Source organism: Paenibacillus sp. E194 (assembly GCF_000935845.1).
Taxonomy (GTDB): Bacteria; Bacillota; Bacilli; order Paenibacillales; family Paenibacillaceae; genus Paenibacillus_B; species Paenibacillus_B alvei_B.
On the sequence record NZ_JMDX01000005.1, the window covers coordinates 22,916 to 45,324 of the forward strand.

General features: G+C 46.2%; 11 protein-coding genes, 1 pseudogene and 1 riboswitch. Of the genes and pseudogenes, 1 reads left to right on the forward strand and 11 read right to left on the reverse strand.

The window, feature by feature from the left end; translation table 11 throughout:
* Positions 1-68: 68 nt before the first annotated feature.
* From AZ66_RS01400 to AZ66_RS01420, 5 genes are all read right to left on the reverse strand, one after another.
* Positions 69-6,800 carry a non-ribosomal peptide synthetase gene (locus AZ66_RS01400; RefSeq protein ID WP_231586693.1) on the reverse strand — a complete coding sequence of 2,244 codons (6,732 nt, stop codon included), beginning with the start codon at positions 6,798-6,800 and terminating at the stop codon, positions 69-71.
* Positions 6,791-7,546, reverse strand: coding sequence for a 4'-phosphopantetheinyl transferase family protein (locus AZ66_RS01405; RefSeq protein ID WP_044353296.1), 756 nt, complete (start codon positions 7,544-7,546; stop codon positions 6,791-6,793). The genes AZ66_RS01400 and AZ66_RS01405 overlap by 10 nt, the downstream gene beginning before the upstream one ends.
* A gap of 83 nt (positions 7,547-7,629) precedes the next feature.
* Positions 7,630-7,716: riboswitch (cyclic di-GMP riboswitch) on the reverse strand.
* A gap of 567 nt (positions 7,717-8,283) precedes the next feature.
* A complete protein-coding gene (locus AZ66_RS01410; RefSeq protein WP_044353297.1) occupies positions 8,284-11,391 on the reverse strand; it encodes a copper amine oxidase N-terminal domain-containing protein in 3,108 nt (1,035 codons plus the stop codon).
* A 236-nt stretch (positions 11,392-11,627) separates the two neighbouring features.
* Complete coding sequence (gene catA, locus AZ66_RS01415; RefSeq protein ID WP_044353298.1) at positions 11,628-12,290, reverse strand: type A chloramphenicol O-acetyltransferase; 663 nt, start codon at positions 12,288-12,290, stop codon at positions 11,628-11,630.
* Between the two features lie 88 nt (positions 12,291-12,378).
* Positions 12,379-13,407, reverse strand: coding sequence for a LacI family DNA-binding transcriptional regulator (locus tag AZ66_RS01420; protein ID WP_044353299.1), 1,029 nt, complete (start codon positions 13,405-13,407; stop codon positions 12,379-12,381).
* A gap of 235 nt (positions 13,408-13,642) precedes the next feature.
* Between AZ66_RS01420 and AZ66_RS01425 the strand changes: the two are divergent.
* Positions 13,643-14,693, forward strand: a pseudogene (locus AZ66_RS01425) (2,3-butanediol dehydrogenase).
* Between the two features lie 113 nt (positions 14,694-14,806).
* Here the strand turns inward: AZ66_RS01425 and AZ66_RS01430 are convergent.
* The 6 genes from AZ66_RS01430 to AZ66_RS01450 all read right to left on the reverse strand — a co-directional run bounded on the left by AZ66_RS01430 (position 14,807) and on the right by AZ66_RS01450 (position 21,950).
* A complete protein-coding gene (locus tag AZ66_RS01430; RefSeq protein ID WP_231586688.1) occupies positions 14,807-15,643 on the reverse strand; it encodes a YdcF family protein in 837 nt (278 codons plus the stop codon).
* Between the two features lie 366 nt (positions 15,644-16,009).
* Positions 16,010-17,116, reverse strand: a complete 1,107-nt coding sequence (locus AZ66_RS01435; RefSeq protein WP_044353301.1) for a hypothetical protein — start codon at positions 17,114-17,116, stop codon at positions 16,010-16,012.
* Between the two features lie 47 nt (positions 17,117-17,163).
* Positions 17,164-18,747, reverse strand: a complete 1,584-nt coding sequence (locus AZ66_RS01440; RefSeq protein ID WP_044353302.1) for a response regulator — start codon at positions 18,745-18,747, stop codon at positions 17,164-17,166.
* Between the two features lie 20 nt (positions 18,748-18,767).
* A complete protein-coding gene (locus AZ66_RS32320) occupies positions 18,768-19,691 on the reverse strand; it encodes a sensor histidine kinase (protein WP_231586689.1) in 924 nt (307 codons plus the stop codon).
* A complete protein-coding gene (locus AZ66_RS32325) occupies positions 19,688-20,572 on the reverse strand; it encodes a hypothetical protein (RefSeq protein WP_231586690.1) in 885 nt (294 codons plus the stop codon). The genes AZ66_RS32320 and AZ66_RS32325 overlap by 4 nt, the downstream gene beginning before the upstream one ends.
* Complete coding sequence (locus AZ66_RS01450) at positions 20,553-21,950, reverse strand: extracellular solute-binding protein (protein WP_231586691.1); 1,398 nt, start codon at positions 21,948-21,950, stop codon at positions 20,553-20,555. Before AZ66_RS01450 ends, AZ66_RS32325 begins: the two co-directional genes overlap by 20 nt.
* Positions 21,951-22,409: the final 459 nt, after the last annotated feature.

Sequence of the window (22,409 nt, forward strand, 5' to 3'; positions counted from 1 at the left end):
AATCAACCTCTCTTCTGCCATTCTCGATGCCATCCCCCCTGCACATAATATCGCTCCGAATTGCTGGCCTACTTGTTCGTAAGAGATAGGAAGCCAACTTCGAATCCGTGTCGCAGCATATTCGTGACTTGAGCTTCACCAGGTACAGTCCAGGTAAAGCCTAATGCAGCAAGTGTAGATGCCGTCCGTTCTGCAGTAAGCTCGAACGCTGTCAGCGCAGCGCCTTCATCCATCCACCCGTTATGCAGCATCACATTCTCGACTGCCTCAAGCTTCGCCCCCAGTTCATACTGCTCGAACAGATAGGATAGGAACTTCTCCATTGGCAGCTTCGCAACCTGAACATCATTCCGCCCAGCCAGCATTTCAGACATGCTGATCAGATGCGGATTATAGATATGGTAGATCTCATCATGCAGGGCGGGCTTGTCATGCAGTGTAATAATCGCACGGCTCACCTGATCTACGAAGGATAAATCTGTATCCTGACCGGAATCAGGAACGGCCCCCAATTGGATGAAGGACTTCATCGTCTTGTAGAACGCATTGTCCTGAATATTCTCCTGGAACTGACCGCTCTCTGAGTGACATACAATGTTACCAACTCGGTAAATGTTCGTATGCAGACCCTGCAGACGCGCCTGTTCTACCAATTGCTCCGCTTGGAATTTCGTCTTTACATAATAGTTGTCATGCACTTGTCCGATGTCCAAGTCATCCTCCGTGAAGAGAACGGCTTCCTTGCCTTCAATCGTTCCCATCCCGACCGACATTGTAGAGACGTGATGGAATCCCTTCTTCGTACCGGTTGCTGCCAACTCCAACAAGCGCTCCGTCGCTGTAACATTGTTCAGTACGAATTCAGAATAGTGGCCATAATGCTTCACATTGGCCGCAGCATGGATAATGCATTCCACTTCATCTGCCAGCTTAGCATATTCGTGTTCAGCGAGTCCGAGATGTTCGTCACTCAAGTTCGCGTTAACAACTTCGATTCGATGTCCGTGTGTGTCTGTCAGTACTGCACCGAAATAATAGGCCAGCTTCTCGTACAATCTGTCTCGAGCCTGCTCCGGAGATGTCCCGCGAACAATAGCAACCACCTTGCTGTCAGTGCAATGCAGAAGATCGCGAAGCAGGTAAGCTCCCAGGTATCCTGTTGCACCTGTAAGGAGAACCTTAGCATAGTTCAACTGCGATACCTCTCGGTTGTGATGAGCTTTGTTGCGGCTGCGGTACTGCTTCCAAGCCTCCGTTACGGCCTTATCTTCCACGACCGCCGCTTCCTCTGCATACATAGCACGAATTCGCTCCAGCTTATCCTTCATATGGTTCGGACGATACTTCATCCGCAATGCCAATTCTCGAATTGTCGGATATGCGAATACATCGCTGACGTCGACCTCGTATTCCTGCTTCAACTGCGCAACAAGCGTAATTGCCTTCAAGGAATGGCCGCCTAGCTCGAAGAAGTTGTCGCACACGCCGACCGTTGTTAGGCCAAGCAGATCCTGCCATAGCTCTGCAAGCTTCATCTCCGTCTCACTATCAGGCGCTACATAACCGGCTCCTGTCCACTCCTGCTTCGATGGTGCAGGGAGCTTCGCGCGATCAATCTTACCGTTCGTGGTCAGCGGCATCTGATCGAGGAACGCATAGTAAGTCGGGATCATATAATCCGGCAAATGATCAAGCAGATGCTGACGAATATCCGCAGCTGTCACCGTACCCTCCGTTACAATGTACGCACAGAGCGCCTTTTGTCCAGGCGACTCCTCAATATCGGTAACGAGTGTTTCCTTCACGAGCTCATGAGTTCGGATTTGCGCTTCAATTTCACCAAGCTCCATGCGATATCCGCGAATTTTCACTTGATGGTCTTTGCGTCCTAAGAACTCCACTGTTCCGTCCGGCAGCCAACGAACAAGGTCGCCTGTCTTATACAGCTTCTCTCCAGCCTTGAACGGACTGTCGATGAACTTCTCGTTCGTCAAGTCCTCGCGATTCAAGTAACCACGCGCCACGCCATCGCCACCGACCCACAGCTCGCCCGCTACGCCAATCGGCTGCAGCTTGCCATAGTTGTTCACGACATAGGCTGTCGAGTTCGCAATCGGCGCTCCGATTGGGATCGATCCGTCCTGCTCCTCTGCTATATGGTGGCAGCAGGAGAAGGTCGTATTCTCTGTCGGTCCATATCCGTTCACGATTTGAATTGGCGCACAGGCATGAAGCACTCGGTAGATATGCTTCGGAGACAATACATCTCCGCCAACGAGCAATGTTCGCACAGGTTCGAATAAGCGCTCATTTTTCTCAACCAGCTGCGTGAATAACGGTGAAGTCAGCCACATCATAGTGATGCCGTGCCTCACAATCGCTTGTTCCAACTGCTCAGCATCTAAAATCGTCGGCTTGTCAACGAGTACAAGTTGAAGTCCATTCAGAAGAGCTCCCCATATTTCAAATGTCGATGCATCGAATACAAGAGAACCGGTCTGTAAAATGCGATCACCCTCTTGGAATGATACGAAATTCGTATTCTTCACAAGACGAATCACGTTGCGATGGGTAACCATAACTCCCTTCGGCTTCCCTGTCGATCCCGATGTGTACATTAAGTACGCGATATGTTCAGGATTATTGAGGTCATCTATGTTTTCCATTGACTGTACAGCTAGTTCCGAATCCGTGAAACTGATGCTGCTCAGTCCTTCCGGCAATCGTTCAGCCAAATGGTCGCTTGCGAGTACGATATTAACACGGCTGTCCTCCAGCATATATTGAATCCGTTCCTGCGGATAATCTGGATCGATCGGCACATAAGCACCGCCAGCCTTCAAGATTGCGAGTACACCAATAATCATTTCTGGCGTGCGCTCTGTGAACAGACCAACCGGCTGTTCCGCCTTCGTCCCATGCTTCTGCAAATAATGCGCCAAACGATTGGCCTCCGCATTCAGCTCCGCATAGGTAATTTCACGTTCACCAGACACAAGCGCAACGCGATCAGGCGTTACACTCACCTGTTTCTCGAACAGACTGTGTACAGTCGCATGGCGGGGATATTCGGCATCCGTATTATTGAAGTGGTGCACGATTTCTTCCCGTTCTTGATCCGTAATCAGTTCAAGTTCTCCAATGCTGCACAACGGCTGCTGTGCTGCCTGCATAGCAAGCTGCTCGAAATGCCCTGCCATTCGTTCTACAGTTGCCCGTTTGAACAGCTTCGAACAGAATTCAAAGTTGCATTCGAGTTCCTCTTCACGCTCGATCGCCTCCAGCGTCAGGTCGAACTTCGATGTGCCGTTGTGATAAGGCAGCTGTGTGAAGACGGCATCTCCTGCTTGAAGCGAAAGATCCCCCATATTCTGCATAACGAATACGGTATCGAACAATGGATTGCGGCTTACATCCCGCTTCAGCTGCAGGCGTTCAACCAGGCTATCGAGCGGGTAATCCTGATGCTCATAGGCAAGCAGAAGCGTATCCTTCATCTCATTCAAATAATCAGCAAAGGCCTTGCCGCCCTCTGGGAAGCTGCGAATCGGCAAGGTGTTGACGAACATGCCCATCATTCGATCTACATCGGTATGTGTTCGAGCAGCAATCGCACAGCCTACAATCATATCCTCCTTGTCCACATATTTGGACAAGAGCACATTATATACCGACAACAGCACCATATAGAGTGTAGTTCCTTGGCGGAGAGCCAGCTGCTTCAAACCTTCCACCGTCTTGGCAGACAATGCTATACGAACCATATCGCCTTCAAATGACTGCACATTCGGACGAATATAATCGTATGGAAGATCCAGCAGTGGGATGTCCCCTTCAAGCACACTCAGCCAATACTGTTCATGTGCTTGTTCATCTTGTACACGCGTGGACTGCCATTCCGCATAGTCCTTATATTGCAGCTTGATTGGGGCCAGCTCCTCGCCCTTATAGAGTGCTGCCAGTTCTTCTGCAAACACACTGAGCGAGGTTCCGTCGAAGACGATATGGTGAATATCCAGCATCAGCACGTAGCGGTCTGCTGCCACTTTCGCAATCACAGCTCGTAGAAGCGATTGCTCCTCCAACTGGAATGGACGGACGAATTCATTCGCCAGTTCAGCAGCCGTACGGCCCTCGGCCTCTATAATCGGCACATCCAAATCAACTGTCTCATGCACCTTCTGTACGATCTGTTCCTCTTCCCAATGGAATGAAGTACGGAATGCTTCATGGCGCTCTACGATTTGGTGCAGAGCCTTCTTCAGGCGGCCAGTATCCAATTGGCCATTCACTTCGTACACAAGTGGAATGTTGTAGGCCATGCCAACTCCGCCCCGCTGTTGCAGCGCGAACATACGTGTCTGTGCTGGCGCGAGACGATAATGCTCCTTCTTCTCGGCTGGCGTTATCGATTCGTATTTTTCTTGCGCTCCTCCGTCGATAATTGCAGCAAGCTTGCCGACATACGGATTCGAGAACAATTCCTTGAAGGACAACGAGATATGGAAGTCAGCTGCGATGCGTGCTTGCAGCTGTGCCAACTTCAACGAATGCCCTCCAATCTCGAAGAAGTGATCCGCTGTGCCAATTGGAGAGATGCCAAGCAGTTCCTCCCAGATCGCGGCAAGCTTCTTCTCTGTATCCGTTACTGGAGCTTGATATTCGGTAGATATGCGCTCCTGCTTCTCCGGCTGAGGCAGCTTGGCCCGATCAATCTTCCCGTTAATCGTAAGCGGCATGCGCTCCAAGAACATGAAGTATGCCGGCACCATGAACTCTGGCAAATGCGAAGACAGGTACTCGCGCATTGCGCTCGCTGTCATTCCTTCTTCCGCTACTATATAAGCACAAAGGGCCTTCTGGCCAGGCGATTCTTCAAAAGCTACAACCAGCGCTTCCGTTACTTGCTCGTGCGCATGAATCTGCGCTTCAATCTCACCGAGCTCCATGCGATAGCCGCGAATCTTCACTTGATGATCCTTGCGTCCGACGAATTCCAAGTTGCCGTCTGGCAGCATGCGCACAAGGTCACCTGTTTTATAGATTCGTTCGCCAGCTACGAATGGACTATCCGCGAACTTCTCACGTGTCATCTCATCCTTATTTAAGTAGCCGCGTGCTACGCCTTCACCACCGACCCACAGCTCTCCTACAGCCCCAATCGGCTGCAGCATGCCGTAATCATTTACAACATAAGCGGTTGAGTTCGTAATTGGCGTACCGATAGGAATTGTTCCGTCTCCCTCTTCCTTCATCAGATAAGAAGTAGAGAAGGTTGTATTTTCAGTAGGCCCATAAATATTCGAAATCTCAATCGGTGCACAGTCCTTAGCCGCTCGATAGAAGTGCTTGGGCGACATCAGCTCTCCACCGACGAGCAATTGGCGAAGCGGCGCAAATATGCGCGGATTGCGATCAACCAATTGAATGAACAGCGCTGTCGTCAAGAACATAATCGTTACCTGATGGCGGACGAGCGCTTGCTCCAGCTGCTCAGCGTCCAGTATCGTCGTCTTGTCGATGAGCACGAGCCCTAAGCCATTCAACAAGGAGCCCCAGATTTCAAAGGTTGAGGCATCGAAGACAAGCGATCCCGTCTGCAAAATACGGTCGCCTTCGCCAAACTTCACATAATTCGTGCGCTTTACTAGGCGAATGACATTGCGATGAGTCACCATGACACCCTTAGGTCTTCCTGTCGAACCGGACGTGTAAATGATATATATAAGATCTTCTGGCTGATTCACAGATACCAGATTATCGCTAGATTCATCAGCAAGGCTCGGGTCATCCATATGAACCTGCTCGATGGTATTTGGCAACTCGATATCTGACGAACTGCTTGTCAGTACCAGCTTCGTACGACTGTCTTCCAGGACATATTGAATGCGATCCTGAGGGTGATCGGGATCAAGTGGAACATAAGCTCCTCCCGCCTTGAGAATCGCTAAGATACCAACAACCATCTCTGCACTGCGCTCTGCCATAATACCAACAGACTGTTCACGATCGATGCCAAGCTTCCGCAGCCTGCGCGCCAATTGATTCGCACGAGCATTCAACTCGCAATAGGTCAACTCGCGATCATCTTCGATGACAGCTACTCGATCCGGGTTCAGCTGAGCCTGTTCCTCGAACAGCGCCTGAACCGTGAATGTATGAGGATATTCAGCTCGTGTCTGATTCATCCCCTCAATTAACTGGAGCTTATCCTGCTCTGTCAGCATTTCCAGTTCGCCAATACGCTTCTGAGGATGCTTCACAGCTTCATCCAGCAGCTGCAAGAAGTACTCCCCCAGCTTCTCTACCGTCGATAACTGGAACTGATTTTCCTTGTAATACATCGTGAACATCGGTAATGCGCCCGTTCCAGCTGCATGCTGAATGCAGCTGTGCAGGTCACAGTCCTGCGCTCCCTCTGGAAGCATGGGCCGAACATCTTCTCCGTACCAGCAATACGTTGCCACATCACTGTCAGAAGCTATTTCAGAGCAAGTCAGGTTACGTCCTTCTGCGCAAGCCGACAAGCTGTTATGAATGCTCATAATTCCTTGCAAGGTTACGTCGTCCTGACTGACTACTGTATGGTTGCCATTGCCGTGTCCCGCTTGAACGGCATGAAGAGTTACTTGCTGCGAGTTGTAGAACCGGGACAACAGCGTTGCCCACGCACTGAACATGACGGATTCCAACTTGACCGAATGCTCGGCCGAATGCTTCTTCAGAAGACGCATTGTCTCCTCAGGCAGCTCGATAGAATGTACGTCATAGCCTGCCAATCGTTCTACTGTCAATTCCATGAAAGCCAATTCTCGTCCTCTCCTTTATACGATCCAACCCATTTCGTAAACCTATGAGTCAACTGCTCCCATGTGATGTACTCTATTTGCTTGGCAAATTCCATATGCTGTGCGCACACAGTCATACTATAGCCTGTTACAGGAACGACATATTGCTTTACATAATTATGATCAACATTCCATAATTGATTATGTTGTATAGGTACAGCTGTCTCCTGCACAATCTCGAATGTGCTGGGAGGCAGGCTGAGACCCGTTCCTAATGCCTTCAGAACACTTTCCTTAGCCGTCCATATGTAAAAAAACAATTCCTGACGCGCACGACTGTCGTTCGTATTTGCAAGCAATTCCAACTCACGCGGCGAGCATATCAGCCTAGCCACGTCCATGTTCCATTCTCCTGCTTGCTCTATATCAATCCCGATTGGCGCTTCATCCAATGCCACTGCTATGAACGCACCGGCGTGAGAGATGTTGAAAAATACCGGATCACCCTCCACATATGGCTTGCCGAAGGGATGAGTGTGAATAACAAGTTCGTTATTCGAACATTTCAAGGTTTGGCATAGCAGCATGCGGGCCAATATGTCAGCCGCAACCGTGCAATAAAGGTCTTCACGGTTCCGAAGTCTATCTAACCTTTTGTATTTTTCAGGTGTAACGAACGGGATAAATCGATCCATCAATGAATCTATGTCTTCGTAGGAAGTACACTCGTCCCATTTTAGCAACACAATTTCCATCATTTACCCCAGCTTCTGTGCGCAAAAAAAAGGCCATTTAGAATAGCCTTGTCACCAAATAACCGTTGTGTGGCTACCGCAACATAAATGGCAACCCGGCCGCCGTAATCCATGAAGATGTTAGGCCCGAGGTTTTGCGTCCTCATCTTTCGAAGAGTTTGCCTTTAAATCCTGATGTTGTTCTTCTTGATGTATCCATTGCGTGTCGCAGATCGATTATCAGGCAAGAATGTCATAGCAATGTTACGCACTAGTTCTTGTGACATGTATCGCGTGAATAGGTCTAAAGTACATATTACATATTAGCATGTTGGAAGGTCGCTTCCCCTATCCAACTCAAGACCCATATTTTATATCGGTTGCTCGAATGAAAAGATTAATACTTTTTCATAACACTTTTCAATTTTTCGACACGAAAAATCATTTTTTGTCATTTTATAGTCATTTTCAAGGTTGTTTCACCCTATTTCCGACAAAAACACCCCTATTCTCTCTATCCTTGCTCCCATAAATTCGTGCAATTCCCTCCAACTGCTCGACACATTTGTCGATTTCTTTATAGAGCCACTACTGCTTATCCCCCTCTCCCCTACCAATTACCTAATAGACAGCGCTGTAGTCATTTCTTACTCATTACACAACTTCCTCCACTCTTGGTGATACATAAAAAGCCTCGGAAATCATTCCGAGGCTCTTATTGAATGTCATCTATTTATCTTCTCTATTCCACATCATGAGGATTAATATCCGTCACCAACTGTCATTTCGTTGGATGCAGTGGACAGCGCATTCACCGTTGCACTTCGTCCATCTGCTATGGACATCACGAATACTTTATAGGCAACGCCTGTGCGAATCGGATTGCCATATGCATCATTATCGGACAGCGAGAATATGGTTGAACCATCGCCTGATACACTAACCAATTTATAATTACTTCCTGCCACACGATTTGCCTGATCCAGGTTGAATGAACCCGCTGAACCGGAAGGAACGGCCATCACTGCGTAATAGGCAATTCCGTTGTCGCTGCCTGGCTTCGTGAAGTAAGCCTTGAAATCATTCACGCCTTCTCTCGATGCAAACACGTTCGTAGGTGCCTGAACAGATTGATTTACCAAGGAAAATTCACCAGAAGGTGAAGACAAAGCATTCGAGGAGCCGCTTCTATCATCAGCTACCGTAAGCACGAATACCCGGTAAGCAACACCTTTTTGAATGTCGTTGCCTTGAACATCCCGCAAGCCGGTTGTTAGCGATTGTCTTACATAGCCACTCTGATTCCCAACCCGAATGTAGCTGGATGATCTCACCTGTCCCGCACTATTTGCGTCGAATGCATAGGACTGGTCTGCACGGACGACCATAATACGGTATTCATTTACGTACGAATTACTGGATGGTGCATTAAAACCTACTTCAATGTCGCTGGCATTACCGTTTTTGCCAATAATCTTCGCTTCTACATTCGTCACAACATCAACCGAGGCATTGCCTTTAAGCGTCACCTCTGGAGATGGAGCAGACAACGCATTGTTCGCTTGGCTATTGGAGCTTACAGACAGAACAAATACCCGGTAGCTATTGCCGTTGCGAATTGGTGCTCCATCTACATCTCTTGCATCCGCATCGAATACATGTGACAAACTGCTGCCACTCCGATACACGACAGCTGAGTTCCAATTATTAACTCGATTGGCCTCTGTTAGATTAAAACGGCTTGCATTGGAAGACTTCACGACCATGACGCGATAATGGTTCACATTCGATTCATCTGCGGCACGGTTGAATGTTACCCCCAGGTTCCGTCCATCATTGTAGTTGCCGCCCATACTGCTTGCCGATACGTTGGTTGCAGGGTATACCGTCGAATTGTTCGACAACGTAATCGTATCGGAAGAGCTGGACAGAGAGTTCACATAGCTGCCGCGTCCGACAGACAGCACATATACTTGGTAGCTGGTTCCGTTACGGATCAGATCGCCATCTACGTCTCTCGCAGTAGAGCTCAGCTTAAGGCTGACGTCTCTGCCATTCGTGTTCATCGACGTGTAGTTATAGCTGGACACGTTGTTCGCTTCGGATACATCAAAGCGGTACGATCTGCTCGTCTTCACAACCATAATCCGATACTGGCTAATATTCGATTCATCCGATGCCCGGTTGAAGGTAACCATCATGTCGCGGCCGTCATTATAATCTCCGACATCGCTTACTCTTACATTGGAAGCACTGTACACCGTTGAGTTATTCGAAATATTGATGGAGTCAGATGCGCCCGACAATGCATTGTAATCAGAGTTGCTATTCGATACCGACATGACGAACAGGCGGTATGTTTCCCCTCTGCGGATTAGTGAGCCATTCACATCACGCATATTAGATGGCAATGTTGAAGTAATGCTATAGCCATTCTTCGAGACATCATAATAATTGCTAGATGAAACCCGGTTAGCTTCATTCAAATCAAAGCGATAAGCATCCGAATATTTCACAGCAAAAATCCGGTAGTAGCTTACGCGCGATTCATCGGAAGAGCGATTAAAGCTGATCTGAATATCGCGTCCATCTCCATAATTGCCCACTTGGCTAACCTTCGTAATCACTGGAACACCAGCTGATTGCCCAAGCGTGATCGAAGATGAGCCGGAGGATAGCTTATTAGCATACGAGCTCGTATTGCTGACAGCTACGACAAATACCGTATAAGGTACGCCATTGCGAATTAAGTCACCCGCTGTATCTCTAGTTGTCGAACTCAAGGTTGTCGTCAACGTCGAGTTGCTGGACTTCGAAACGGTCGTATAATTATTGCTGGATACGCGGTCTGCTTCATAAGCATCGAAACGAGATGCATCCTTCGTTTTGACGACCATGATCCGATAGTCTTTAATTTGGTTGTCGCTAGAAGGACGAGTGAAGCTGACCTGCATATCGCGGCCATCGTTATAATTCGCCACATTGCGCACTTGCACATTCGTTGCCGCCGCAACCGCATTGTCGCCTAACGTAAAGGTTGAAGATGGGTTCGAGAGCACCTGTTGGCTGCTCGATCTGCCCACTGACAATACATAAGCTTCATACTTCACATTCGTGCGGATGTAGTCTCCGTCTACGTCACGAGCGCGAGAATCCAATTTGACTGCAGGATCGTCACTATTTTTATTCACGACTGTATAGTTGTTAGAAGATACGGAGCGCGCCTTGTTCAAATTAAAGGAGTTCGAAGCTTTGACAATCATGACGCGATAATGGTCAAGATTGCGTTCATTCTGCTCCTTGGAGAAGCTGACACGAATATCGCTGGCATCTCCAGATTGGCCTGAGATCTGTGTTGTCACATAATTAACGCCTCTAAGATCGCCAGAGTAGTCGGGCTCATCTGGGTATGTCGGACGATCCGGATATGTTGGTGTGTTGCCGGAAGTTACACGCACGACTTTTGCTTTATTGTCATAGTTGATTGTTGCGCCCAACGATTCACTAACGAAGCGTACAGGAACCATCGTTCTGCCCTTCATTGTATTGGCTGGAACATCCATATAGACAGTTTTGCCATTGACCGTTGCCGCTGAGGAGCCTAGTTTCAGAATTACTGAGGTGCTCCCTTTGTAAGCTGTTACCTTCTTCGTTTTGTAATCGTAGCTTACACTGGCGCCAAGCGACTGGAAAATAACTGCCATCGGCAACAGCACACGACCCTGCGTGTATACCGGTGGCTGATCGGTACTAATTTTGCTTCCGTTCACATATACGGTGTAAGTTGCAGGCGCTGCTTGCACAGCTCCGGGCGTTACCATAGTAAAGCCCAGTGCCACAGCAACAAAACCTGATACTAGTTTCTTCACTTTTTTCATCCTCCTAAGTTGCAATCATATCCAAGTCTAAAATTACCACCTGCAACTTAGATGCATCAAACAAGGAAAATGTTTCATACTCCTTTATAAATTTTTAAAATTGTGACAAAACTGTGACAGATCATCATTCACAGATTCCACATCAATGAAAAAAGCCGTTGGAACAACGGCTAATTATGGCCTTGTTCCAACGGCTTAATTACTTTGCTCAATCATGCGCATTACTATTACTTCGGATCATCTACCCATTCCTTGCTATGATCAGCGAATCGCTGCAGCTCGCCAACGAATAAGCCTGCATGATACCCGTCGCACACCGCATGATGCAGCTGCAAGGATACGGGCAGCAGGACTCGACCCGTTTGCTCGAAATACTTTCCAAATGTGATGATCGGCAACAAATACGTCCCTTCATTGAACACATTCAAATTGAATCCCGTAAAGCTTACCCATGGAATGCAAGAGATAGGGAATGTATTTGCAGGCTGATCCTTTTTACCAATTAGTCCCTTCACCTTGCCATACTGCCCTACATCCGCTAGGTAGCTTTCGTGGAAAGCATGGAATTCTTCCATATATGGGGTCCATAGACTAGAGAACGTATTGTCCTCAGGATGGAAAATTGTGAAGCTCGGGTTCATGCTCTCCCAATATCCAAGCTCGCCATCCTCATCATAGGAAATTCGGAAATCGGGATATGCATTCACAATCTTGGCAGTCATATGAATAAGCGCCGGATAGAGCTTCTTGTTCTTAACTCTCAGATTATCGAGCAGTACCGTAATATCGATATTGGCCGTCAAACTGAATGTGCATCTTGTTTCGTTCAAAAAATGAGTATAGTAAGGTTTTCTATTCCACGTATCGATATCAATCAAATGGAACTTCATGGTTTTAGCCTCCTAAAATGATGTTGTCATATTAGGAGGCACATCATCCGCCTTGACCATAGCTCACCCTTCTTCCCTAAGTTATAGATCAGTCCAACTGCTGCGAGCTGCGTGTCATCGCCACACTAGACTCTCTAACAATGAGACGGGGCTCAAACTGCACGCGTTCATATACACCGCGCTTCTGTTCGATGATCCGGTTAAGCAGCAGTTCGGTCGCTACTCTGGCGACCTCTGCTCCCATGATCGACACAGAGCTAAGCCGTGGCGTCGTAATCGTTCCCCACAAAATATTATCAATGCCGACGATCGCAATGTCTTCTGGAACCCGGATCCCCAGCTCCTTGAATCGGTTCAGCAGCCCCATCGCAATCATGTCATTCCCCGCATAGATCGCATCCGGCATTTTCGTTAGACCTGCGAAATAATCAGCTGCCTTCAATCCCGTTTGCATCGAGAAATCGTCTCCGAAATAGACCAGAGAGCTATCTATTTGCGGGAGGGCATCCTCGTAGGCAAAGAAACGCTCCTCAATGATATGCTTCGGCGCACCCGCGTACGCAATCCGCGTCCGGCCTATGTTCATGAAATGCTCCATGACTAGCTTGCCTTCTTGCGTAGATAGACTGACGATATCCGCCTTCACATCGTCACCGAGCTTCTTCCCATAGTTAATAACGGAGATCGGAATGCTCGATTTATTAATCAAGTCGGGCAGGGTTGCAGGATAAGCAAGCGGTAGCACAATCAGGCCGTCCACATGAAGCTTCTTCACTTCCCTGAGTATTTCGAGCTCTGCTCGTGCATTCCCTAATGTATTGATCTGAACGACACGGTAGTCGTAATTTTTGGCAGCCTGCTCGACGGAATAGGCAATCTCCGGAACGAAGGCATTCCGAATATCGGGAACGGCTAGCGCAATTTGCTTCGTCTGCCGTACCTTAAGGCTGCGTGCGAAGGAGTTAGGCACGAAGCCCAGCTCTTCAATCGCCTGCATCACCTTGGCCTTCGTCTTCGGACTAATGCCATCTGCGTCATTGATTGCACGCGATACGGTTGCCAATCCGACCCCTGCTCGCTGTGCAACATCCTCGATTGTGACTTTTCTCTGAACCACTGGTACATCTCCCTCTCGTTACAAGTGGAATTGCTTCCACCATTCCAGCCAAGCCTTATTTCTGTATCATACCATCTGCATTCACATTATTCACCTGATCTTCCTGCAGTAGAAGACTGTGATTGACATCACGCTAAGAGTGTGACATATTTAATATCGGAAACGTTTCCGAAAATATTTTCCCGTTTCCATTTCATACAGTATTTCATTTCTATACTTCTGGGGAGATGAGCACATGAAAGCATTAAGATGGCATGGCGTCAAAGATTTGCGCGTGGAGAACATTGCAGAACCAGCAGCCGGTAAAGGCAAAGTAAAAATTAAAGTCGAATGCTGCGGCATCTGCGGCAGTGACTTGCATGAATATACGGCAGGACCGATCTTCATTTCAGACAGCACTCCCCATCCTCTAACTGGAGAGAAAGCTCCAATCGTTATGGGACATGAATTCTCTGGACAGATCGTCGAGGTTGGAGAAGGTGTAACCAAATTCCAGAAGGGTGATCGCGTTGTTGTAGAGCCGATCTTCGCATGCGGTGAATGTGAAGCCTGCAAGCAAGGCTTGTATAACCTGTGCGACAAGATGGGATTCCTTGGTCTCGCTGGCGGCGGTGGAGGCTTCTCCGAATATGTAGCAGCAGACGAGCACATGGTGCATAAGATTCCAGATAGCGTTTCTTACGAGCAAGGCGCGCTGGTTGAACCGTTCCGCAGTAGCTCTCTATGCAGTTCGACAAAGCAAGCTTCAAGTTGGGGATCGTGCAGCCGTATTCGGTACAGGCCCAATTGGACTGCTTGTTATCGAAGCATTGAAGGCGGCCGGCGCATCGGAGATCTATGCAATTGAACTGTCCGAGCAGCGTAAGCAAAAAGCAGCAGAACTCGGAGCAATTGTACTTGATCCTTCGCAAGTCGATGTCGTGAAGGAGCTTCGCGAACGGACAGGCGGCGGCGTGGATGTCGCTTATGAAGTAACGGGAGTTCCTGCTGTACTGAACAATGCCATTGATGCAGCCAAGCTCGGCGGTGAAGTGATGATCGTCAGCATTTTCGAGCGAGAGGCTACTATTAAACCGAATGCTATTGTAACGAAAGAACGCACAATGAAAGGCATCATCGGTTACCGCAACGTATTCCCTGCGGTTATCAAATTGATGGAGCAAGGCTACTTCCCAGCAGAGAAGCTGGTAACGAAGCGCATCCAATTGGATGAAGTCGTTGATCATGGCTTCGAGGCTCTCTTGAAAGAGAAAAACCAAGTGAAAATTATGGTGAAGCCGCAATAATCCGTAAACAAAAGTACGAAGGATTAGGGCGCTACAAATCCATACTGAAATAAAACAAAAGATCGAGTCAGGGGAAGAATTAAAATTAGTTCCCTGACTCGATCTTTTTTATATCATATAATCGCTCTTAGCATCATGGCGGTAAATAATACGATCATTGCTACTACTGCGAGGTGCCACCATTTATACATCATGATGATCCCGATATACTCACGTATGAACGCACTTGGCATGTAATATCTTGCTGTCTTCGCGCCAACACCCTCACACTTCTTCAATCCCGCGAGCCGTGCATAAATGCTTGCCCGAAATACATGATAGTTGTTCGTGACGAAGATGCTTTTATGATCGGGTTTCATCTCGTCCATAATGGCCTTCGAGAACAGCATATTTTGCATCGTGTTGCGAGATTTGTCCTCCATAAGCACGTCCTGCTCCGGTACTCCCTTCGCCACAATATACTTCTTCATCGCCTCCGCTTCACTGAGCAGTTCGTCCGGCCCTTGGCCGCCCGACACAATAATTTTAGGCTCTTGATGATACTTTATATATTGCTCAATGCTCTTATCCAAACGCGATGCTAGAAGCGGCGGAACTCGCTCCCCTCCGATTAGGCCAGAACCAAGCGCGATGATGAAGTCGGGCTTGTACCATATTTTCCAATAGTGATAGAAGATCGCATAAGCCAGAAAGCTGACGAATACAAAGGAAAAGTACATAAAAATGAGCAGTGTGCCGATGTAAAAAACAGCAAATTTGTCGTTATACGAAATAAAGAAAATGTAGAAAAACATCCCGATCATCGCAAATATCAGGAGACTCAATAATAATGAGAGCATATTCGCGAGCTTCTTGCTTTCCTTCTTCAGCATGATTCTGCCATTAAGCAGCAAGTATATCGTGGCAAACAGCACGCCGAGCGGTACGGATGCCAATATCCCCGCAGCCACAATCAGGTTCACCCAGGGAATCTGGTTGGAAAATGCTACGAGACTCAGCGCTAAATTCGCTAGTGCCGCTATGAATAGGAACGACAGACTAATCCGTCTTTTTTCCCTAATAAATAAAAAACAAAAAGCCCAAATAGAATCAAACTAAAGAAACTCATCATACACTCCCTTTCCAACCTTACTATTGTAAGCAATTCATTCCTTTTTGCAACCCTTTTTCCCGTTCATAATCGAAATGAATCACGATGAGATATACATGGCATCCACAGCCGTTAACAGGATGCAGGAGATCCGTCCCAGCAATCCTCCGCCCAAACAATAAAACAAGCCGATTCCTGCACAATAGAGGAATCGGCTTGCATAAACTCAATTTGTATAGAATTCGTTTACTTTATCGAGTGTTTCTCTGAAATATGGATTACTATATTTATTTATCAAGCCTTTAGATCCCAAGTAAAAGCTGAATCGCCCTTTTTCGCCTAGAAGATCCTTAAACTTATCAACTGTCTGGTCATACCTTTCTTTGTGCCCTGTATCGGTAAAATACTTATAATCAATCTCCATTTGAATTCCGATTTTCGTTTTATCTAAATGATTCTTTGCAACCAACCGACCGCCATCCCCATATATTCTTCCTTCTTTCACGCTATCGTAAAGTGGCTGCAAATTTATTTTGTAGTCATTGTCAAAATAATAGTGGGGTTGAATATACACATCATCAAAGATCGTTGTCTCATCCACGATGTATGCAATTGTTTCCACAATTTTATCCCTGTTAGGGCCAAAACCATAATAAGGAGCCCATACAAAGGAAGTAGCTCCGTCTACGTCGTCACTGTTCTTTATATACTCCGAAAGTTTTTCCAACAACTGAACTTGCGATTGATTTTTAAGTTGCGAGTAACTGTAATTTTGAGTCCCATAGAAGTATATGGCTTCGTTTGGATAATAAAATCCCGTTACCGAGTCCCAATTTGGACCAAGCTTTCGTTTTAACTCCTTTATATAGCTTACATATTCATCAAATAACTGATCAACATTTAACTTGCTCGATACATCGTGTGCTGGCAGAGAAACAAGCACTTTATATTCGCTGTTCGTGTCCACGATTGTCTGCACCGTTTCATTTATATCATCAATCATATTTCTCTTTTTGTAATTGTCAATTTTGTTTGTCTTATTATCTATCGCAATAACAAATTGCCTCACCGTATCCAAACGTTCAAGCTCTGCCGATTCATATGGAATGTACCGTTGACCGTCTCCAAAATGACCGCTGTATAAAAACACCATATTTGTTGTTGACAGGTCACTTCGAGCCATCGCAATGCTACCCATTTCATTCCCTTCTGCGTCCTCAGCCGCTCTAATCCTTGGCGTAGAAAATAAGTTAACAAACAAGCTCAAAGTAAGCGTGAAGGTGAGCATCACAGCAAACCATGTCTTTCTTGTTTTTGTTGGCTTCGTGTTCATAACATCACTCCTTAGTTTAGTAGCCTTACGATTCACTGGAAATGTAATTATTTTTTCACACTGCTTGGCGTTACGCCCCAGTATTTACGGAATATTTTAGTAAAATAGCTGACGTCTCGATATCCGATCATGGTGGCGGCATCATACACTCTCGCACCATTCATCAGTGCCGTCCTCGCCCGTTCCATCTTGTGTTCGAGAACATATGAAGTAAAAGGCATTCCTGTTTCCTGCTTGAATAAACGACTTAAATACGAGGCATTCACATAAAAGCGATCAGCGATCGTATGTAAAGTAAATTCCTGATCCTGTTCCGTCTCAAGCAGCTCGATAATGGCTTGAACAGTGGGATGGGTAACCTTTCTTTCATGACTCTCAGCATAAGAGATTATGCTTCTTACGGCACGATGCAAAACGTCGTACATACGCTCAGGCGTCGTAAGTGATTGTACATTCGAGAGAAAATCAAAATCCGCTCCCGTCACATCCTGTACGGACCAACCGCGTTTGCGGATAAAGAGTGTCAATACACCAACGATGTACATTAATTGTTCCATCATGATTTCGTACGAAGCAGAGTTGTTCTTCACCGCCTCGCACATGTTCGAAATCATTCGCATGGCAAGTTCTTGATCTAACGACTCCAAAGCCATCTCTAGTTGCTTGTCCTCGTGATCATAATTTGGACGGTTCGTGACTTCGGCTTGAAGCGGCTCTTCATATGGAATTGCGATTCCCGTTCCATAAACGACCCGATTTTGCAGCGCCTTTTTGGCTTGAATATATAAGGGCAGCAGTTCGTCTATCTTTCCGGTTCCTCCACTAATTCCCGCACTTACGACAATGCCAAGACATTGCTTGATGTTGCGAATGAGCTTCTCCATCGCAACGTGAATCCCGAGCATCTGCTGCGAAGTATGTTCCAGCGTTCCCGTATTCCCTATCACAATAATGGCCTTATCCTCTTCCGTGCAGACATAAAAATCAGGAGTCGGCAGTATATCTCGAATAACATGCACGAGATTATCCAAGGTCATGCCATCTTCATTGCTGGAACAGGCATATTCGTCCACGTCCAGAACGATTACCGCATAACGAGATCCCGTATCTATATGAAGCCCTAATGAAACACAGGATGCTTTCAGCTCTTCTATCTGATATCGTCCATATGCTAGATTGCGAATCGTATGCTGATGTAGCACGGGGAGGTACTGCGTCCATTGCTCCTGCACCATTAGTTGACCCGTTCGTTCCATCAACTCTGCCTGAATGCACTGGGCTGCATCCACCACTGACTGGAGAATATCCATTTCAGCAGCAGGCTTGAGCAAATACTTGTATACGCCAAGCTCCACCGCCGTCTGCGCATAGGAAAAATTGTCATGACCGCTTAGAATGATGATTTTCGTACTTGAATAATCCCTTGCCACTTGACACGCCAAAGAAAGACCATCCATTTCGGGCATTTGAATATCCATTAAAATAATATCAGGTTGCTTGATTCGTATCTGAGCGAGAGCTTCTGAACCGTTATTTGCCGTCCCTACTACTTCAATATCGTGATCTTGCCAAGGCATGTGAAGCAGATTTTGCAAAAATCTAGTTTCATCTTCCACAATAAGAAGATTCAAGCTATCCTCTCCCTATTCCATTATTCATCTGTCGTACTTGATAAAGGCAGCTCAAGAGTTACTGTTGTACCAACTCCCAACTGGCTTTCGAATCGGATGTGTGCATCAGAGCCGTAGAACATCTTCATTCTGGAACAAACGTTGCGCAAGCCATATAGCTCTTTTCCCGGGGATTCCAAAAAAGAAAAAGGAGCCGTCTTTCCGTCGATTTCCTGAATAACTTGATAAATGGATTGCAAACGCTGCCCACTTATTCCGCTCCCGTTATCTTGCACGGTAATCATCAATTTTCCCTGCTGCAGGAAGCTCGAAATGACTAACAATCCGTTGCTCTTCATCTGCTCGAGTCCATGAATAACCGCATTTTCAACCAAGGGCTGCAAAAGCAGCTTTAATACGGGTATCGTTTTCGTTTCTTCGTGTATCTCATAAACGACCTGAAAGCAATGTAAAAAACGAATCTGCTGGACGCGTAAATAGTAGCTTAGATGTGTAATGGTTTCTTCTACCGTGAATGTATCCTGCCCTTTATGAAGACTTAATCGAAAAAAGTGGGACAGGTTCAGCACCATCTCGCTTATTTCCTCTGCCTCGTAGTTTTGTGCCGTCCAGTATATAGAATTCAGCGTATTATATAAGAAATGCGGATTAATTTGAGATTGCAAAAACGTAAGTTCCGTACGGGCAATGCGAAGCTGCTGCTCATAGTGATCTTGAATTAAATGCTTTTGGTGCTCAGCCATTCGATTATACGAGTCCATCAAATAACCAAATTCATCCTTCCGCCTTGTATGCAGCCGAATGTCGTAATCTCCACCGATTAAGCCCTTCATTGCATTCTTTAATTGGCCTAAAGGGGAAGCGATGCGGTTATAAATTCCCCAAGAAATAAGCATGGAAAGTACGAAGCTGCACGCTATGATCAAATAGGTAAATTGCCTCATCGTTTTTGTTTCTTTATAAATTTCTTCGATCGGCCGAAAAACCTCCAACCGGATTGGGTAACTAGACGATTGCACGCTGACTTGGAGCACATCTCCATCGCGTTTTTTTCTGGATCGCCATTGGGAACGGATAGAATGGACTCTCCTTCTCTGTTCGTGATTTGCAAGCTGGTCAGCTCGGCGCTTAACAGCGGGCTTATGAGTGTCTGGAGAGCATTTTTATGTAAAGTTACAACTAGTAAACTTGCTTTGTTCTTATCCGGGAAGGCATTCAGCCTTCTGACAAGAGATACGGAATTGGCCTCCACTAAATCTGCGATTACTGGTTCTTTCCCCTCTTTGGGTTGGGACATCAAGAACGTACCCGCTTGATCCGCAAGCCGATTTAAATAGGCGAAACTTTCTCGCTCGGTCGCAGATTCAATTCTCTTTCCTCCATATTTCGTAGATATCATCGTATGGGTTTCCATCTGATATATCGTGATCTGGGAAGCCACCAGGCTCACCGCCGAAATATTCCAAAGCTCTTGCAGCAGCTCAGAGTACTGAACAATTGTACGAGGCGACATCCCCGATCCGTTTACCTTCAGCTTCTCATTAATATTGTGGTTCGCCGCAATTAGATTCGTTAACGTCTCAAAATGATGCAATGACAATTCAAGGTTATTCATGACAGACTCCACCTTATCTTGAGTCTGTTCTGTCGTTTTTTGAATAATAATTTGGTTCGCTCTGTTATTGACGTACAAGCTAATGATAACCAGCGGCAGAAGCACGATGAAGAAATAGATGCTGAGACGTAGTTGCGAGGTTTGCAGAAACTTATGATGCGCACGTTGGTATAGTTTCATGGCTACATCCTTATTTTTTATGCGATTCATGCCAATCGTTTACTTCCTGCGTAACTTGTGTGCCTCCGCTCTCATACCATCGTTTCACGTAGTCGTCGAATGAATTCGTGGATTCTAGGCCGAGAATGATTTTTACGAAGACTTCCTGCAATGAATAAAGTTCATTCCATTTTCTTACCATGGTAAGAGGGGGCGGGCCGCCATATGCATCTTGTACGACATTTTTTTCTATTTTATCAATGTTATCGTTGAGACGGAATTTTTTGCCGTAGGAATCATTGCGTGCACGCAACAGCCACCGTTTATCCACATTTACCAGTGCAGAATACATGCCTCTGTACAGGTGCTTGTCATGTTCATTAAATTTGCTGACAATTTTCCCGTCTTTCCAATCCCACACTTGATTGTGAAATCCCAGAACTATTGAGGTTCTGCCTTTACCTGCAATGAAATTTAAAAATTGAATGACTTCGCGACCATGACTGCTCCCTTTTGGAACCACTTGGTACCCGAAGACTGGATTCAATGCACCTACTCCCTGCTTCCCTTTCTTGCCGATCGGATAGTCAATAGTTATCCAATTCGCTTGCGGATCTTTCTTCAGGCTTTGAGCAATAACCCCCCGCGAATCATACCAAGCTCCGGAAAACATTCCGACCTTTCCTTCTATTATTTTCTCGTTCATAACATTACTGCGGTAAATAGGGAAATCCGGATCAATCCATCCATGCCGATATAACTCGGCAAAGAATGATAGCGCTTCCTTCATTTCTGGCAAAACGTTGCCATAGACGAGCTTACCTTCACGTTCCGTCCATTGATTCAATTGCACTCCGAATGCCCCAAAAAGCGGTGAAGAATGATACAAATCCTTCATCATCGTAAATCCGTATGTATCTCTCTTTCCGTTTCCGTCAGGATCGCCTTCCGAAAATGCTTTTATTGCTGCCTTATAATCTTCCAGCGTTACGGGTATCGGCAGGTTCAGTTTATCCAGCCAATCTTTGCGGATGTAGATAACTTCATTCGCCTTCACCAACTGGCCACTCGGAATAGCGTAAATTGAGCCGTTATACCGAACGCGGTTCCATAATTCTTCCGGTATGAGACGCTTCAAATCTGCTCCGTATGCGTCTATCCAATGATCGAGAGGCTGGAGCTTATTTTGCGTTACGAATTTGGCAAATTGGATTGGGGAATTGATGTTGATCATATCGGGATGATTCTGTTCCATCGAAATGATGGTGTCGATCATCTTTTCATAACTGGGTACAGGCGGCAGTTCAACACGGACATTGAATCCGACATTTTTTTTAATATAATCCAAATAAGGATTATGATTTTCATCCAAACCTGCCGGAAACGGAAAACTCAAACTATTGATCACAATAGCTATGTTTTTTTCCATCCTGCAATTCTTCTTTCACAGGACTGATTGAAATCGGATTGAACTTAGGTATAAAAAATAGGCCTAACACAAGAAGGGTTAGCATGTAAATTATCAGCATGAATCTATTTACAAATTTACCGCTGCTCAACACTACAAAAATCATCCTTTCGATTTTTTATTTCCCCGTGTAATTGAGAAGCTTTCACGATCCCTCCTACAGAACCATTTCGATTGCGACACAAGTCCTAATTCAAATTATAGTATAAAATTTGAACTTCAAACAATATTTCTCAGCAACATTTATATTATGTATGATACAAATACAAAAAACCTCTTCCCGGCCTAATTAAACTAGATACCGAAAAGAGGTTTCGCGGACGTGCAATATGCTCTTCTCTTGAGTACACCCACTACCGAGTGCTACAACTTCCAATCCAGATACTCTGCCCAGATTGAACGTAAAAGAGTTTTTATCTT

Bases quoted from the DNA above. Each gene is read 5' to 3' on its own strand.
- AZ66_RS01400 (WP_231586693.1), bottom strand. From the start codon at position 6,800: ATGGAATTGACAGTAGAACGATTGGCAGGCTATGACGTACATTCTATC.
- catA (WP_044353298.1), bottom strand. From the start codon at position 12,290: ATGAAGTTCCATTTGATTGATATCGATACGTGGAATAGAAAACCTTAC.
- AZ66_RS32320 (WP_231586689.1), bottom strand. From the start codon at position 19,691: ATGAGGCAATTTACCTATTTGATCATAGCGTGCAGCTTCGTACTTTCC.
- AZ66_RS01405 (WP_044353296.1), bottom strand. From the start codon at position 7,546: ATGATGGAAATTGTGTTGCTAAAATGGGACGAGTGTACTTCCTACGAA.
- AZ66_RS32325 (WP_231586690.1), bottom strand. From the start codon at position 20,572: ATGAATCGCATAAAAAATAAGGATGTAGCCATGAAACTATACCAACGT.
- AZ66_RS01450 (WP_231586691.1), bottom strand. From the start codon at position 21,950: ATGGAAAAAAACATAGCTATTGTGATCAATAGTTTGAGTTTTCCGTTT.
- AZ66_RS01435 (WP_044353301.1), bottom strand. From the start codon at position 17,116: ATGAACACGAAGCCAACAAAAACAAGAAAGACATGGTTTGCTGTGATG.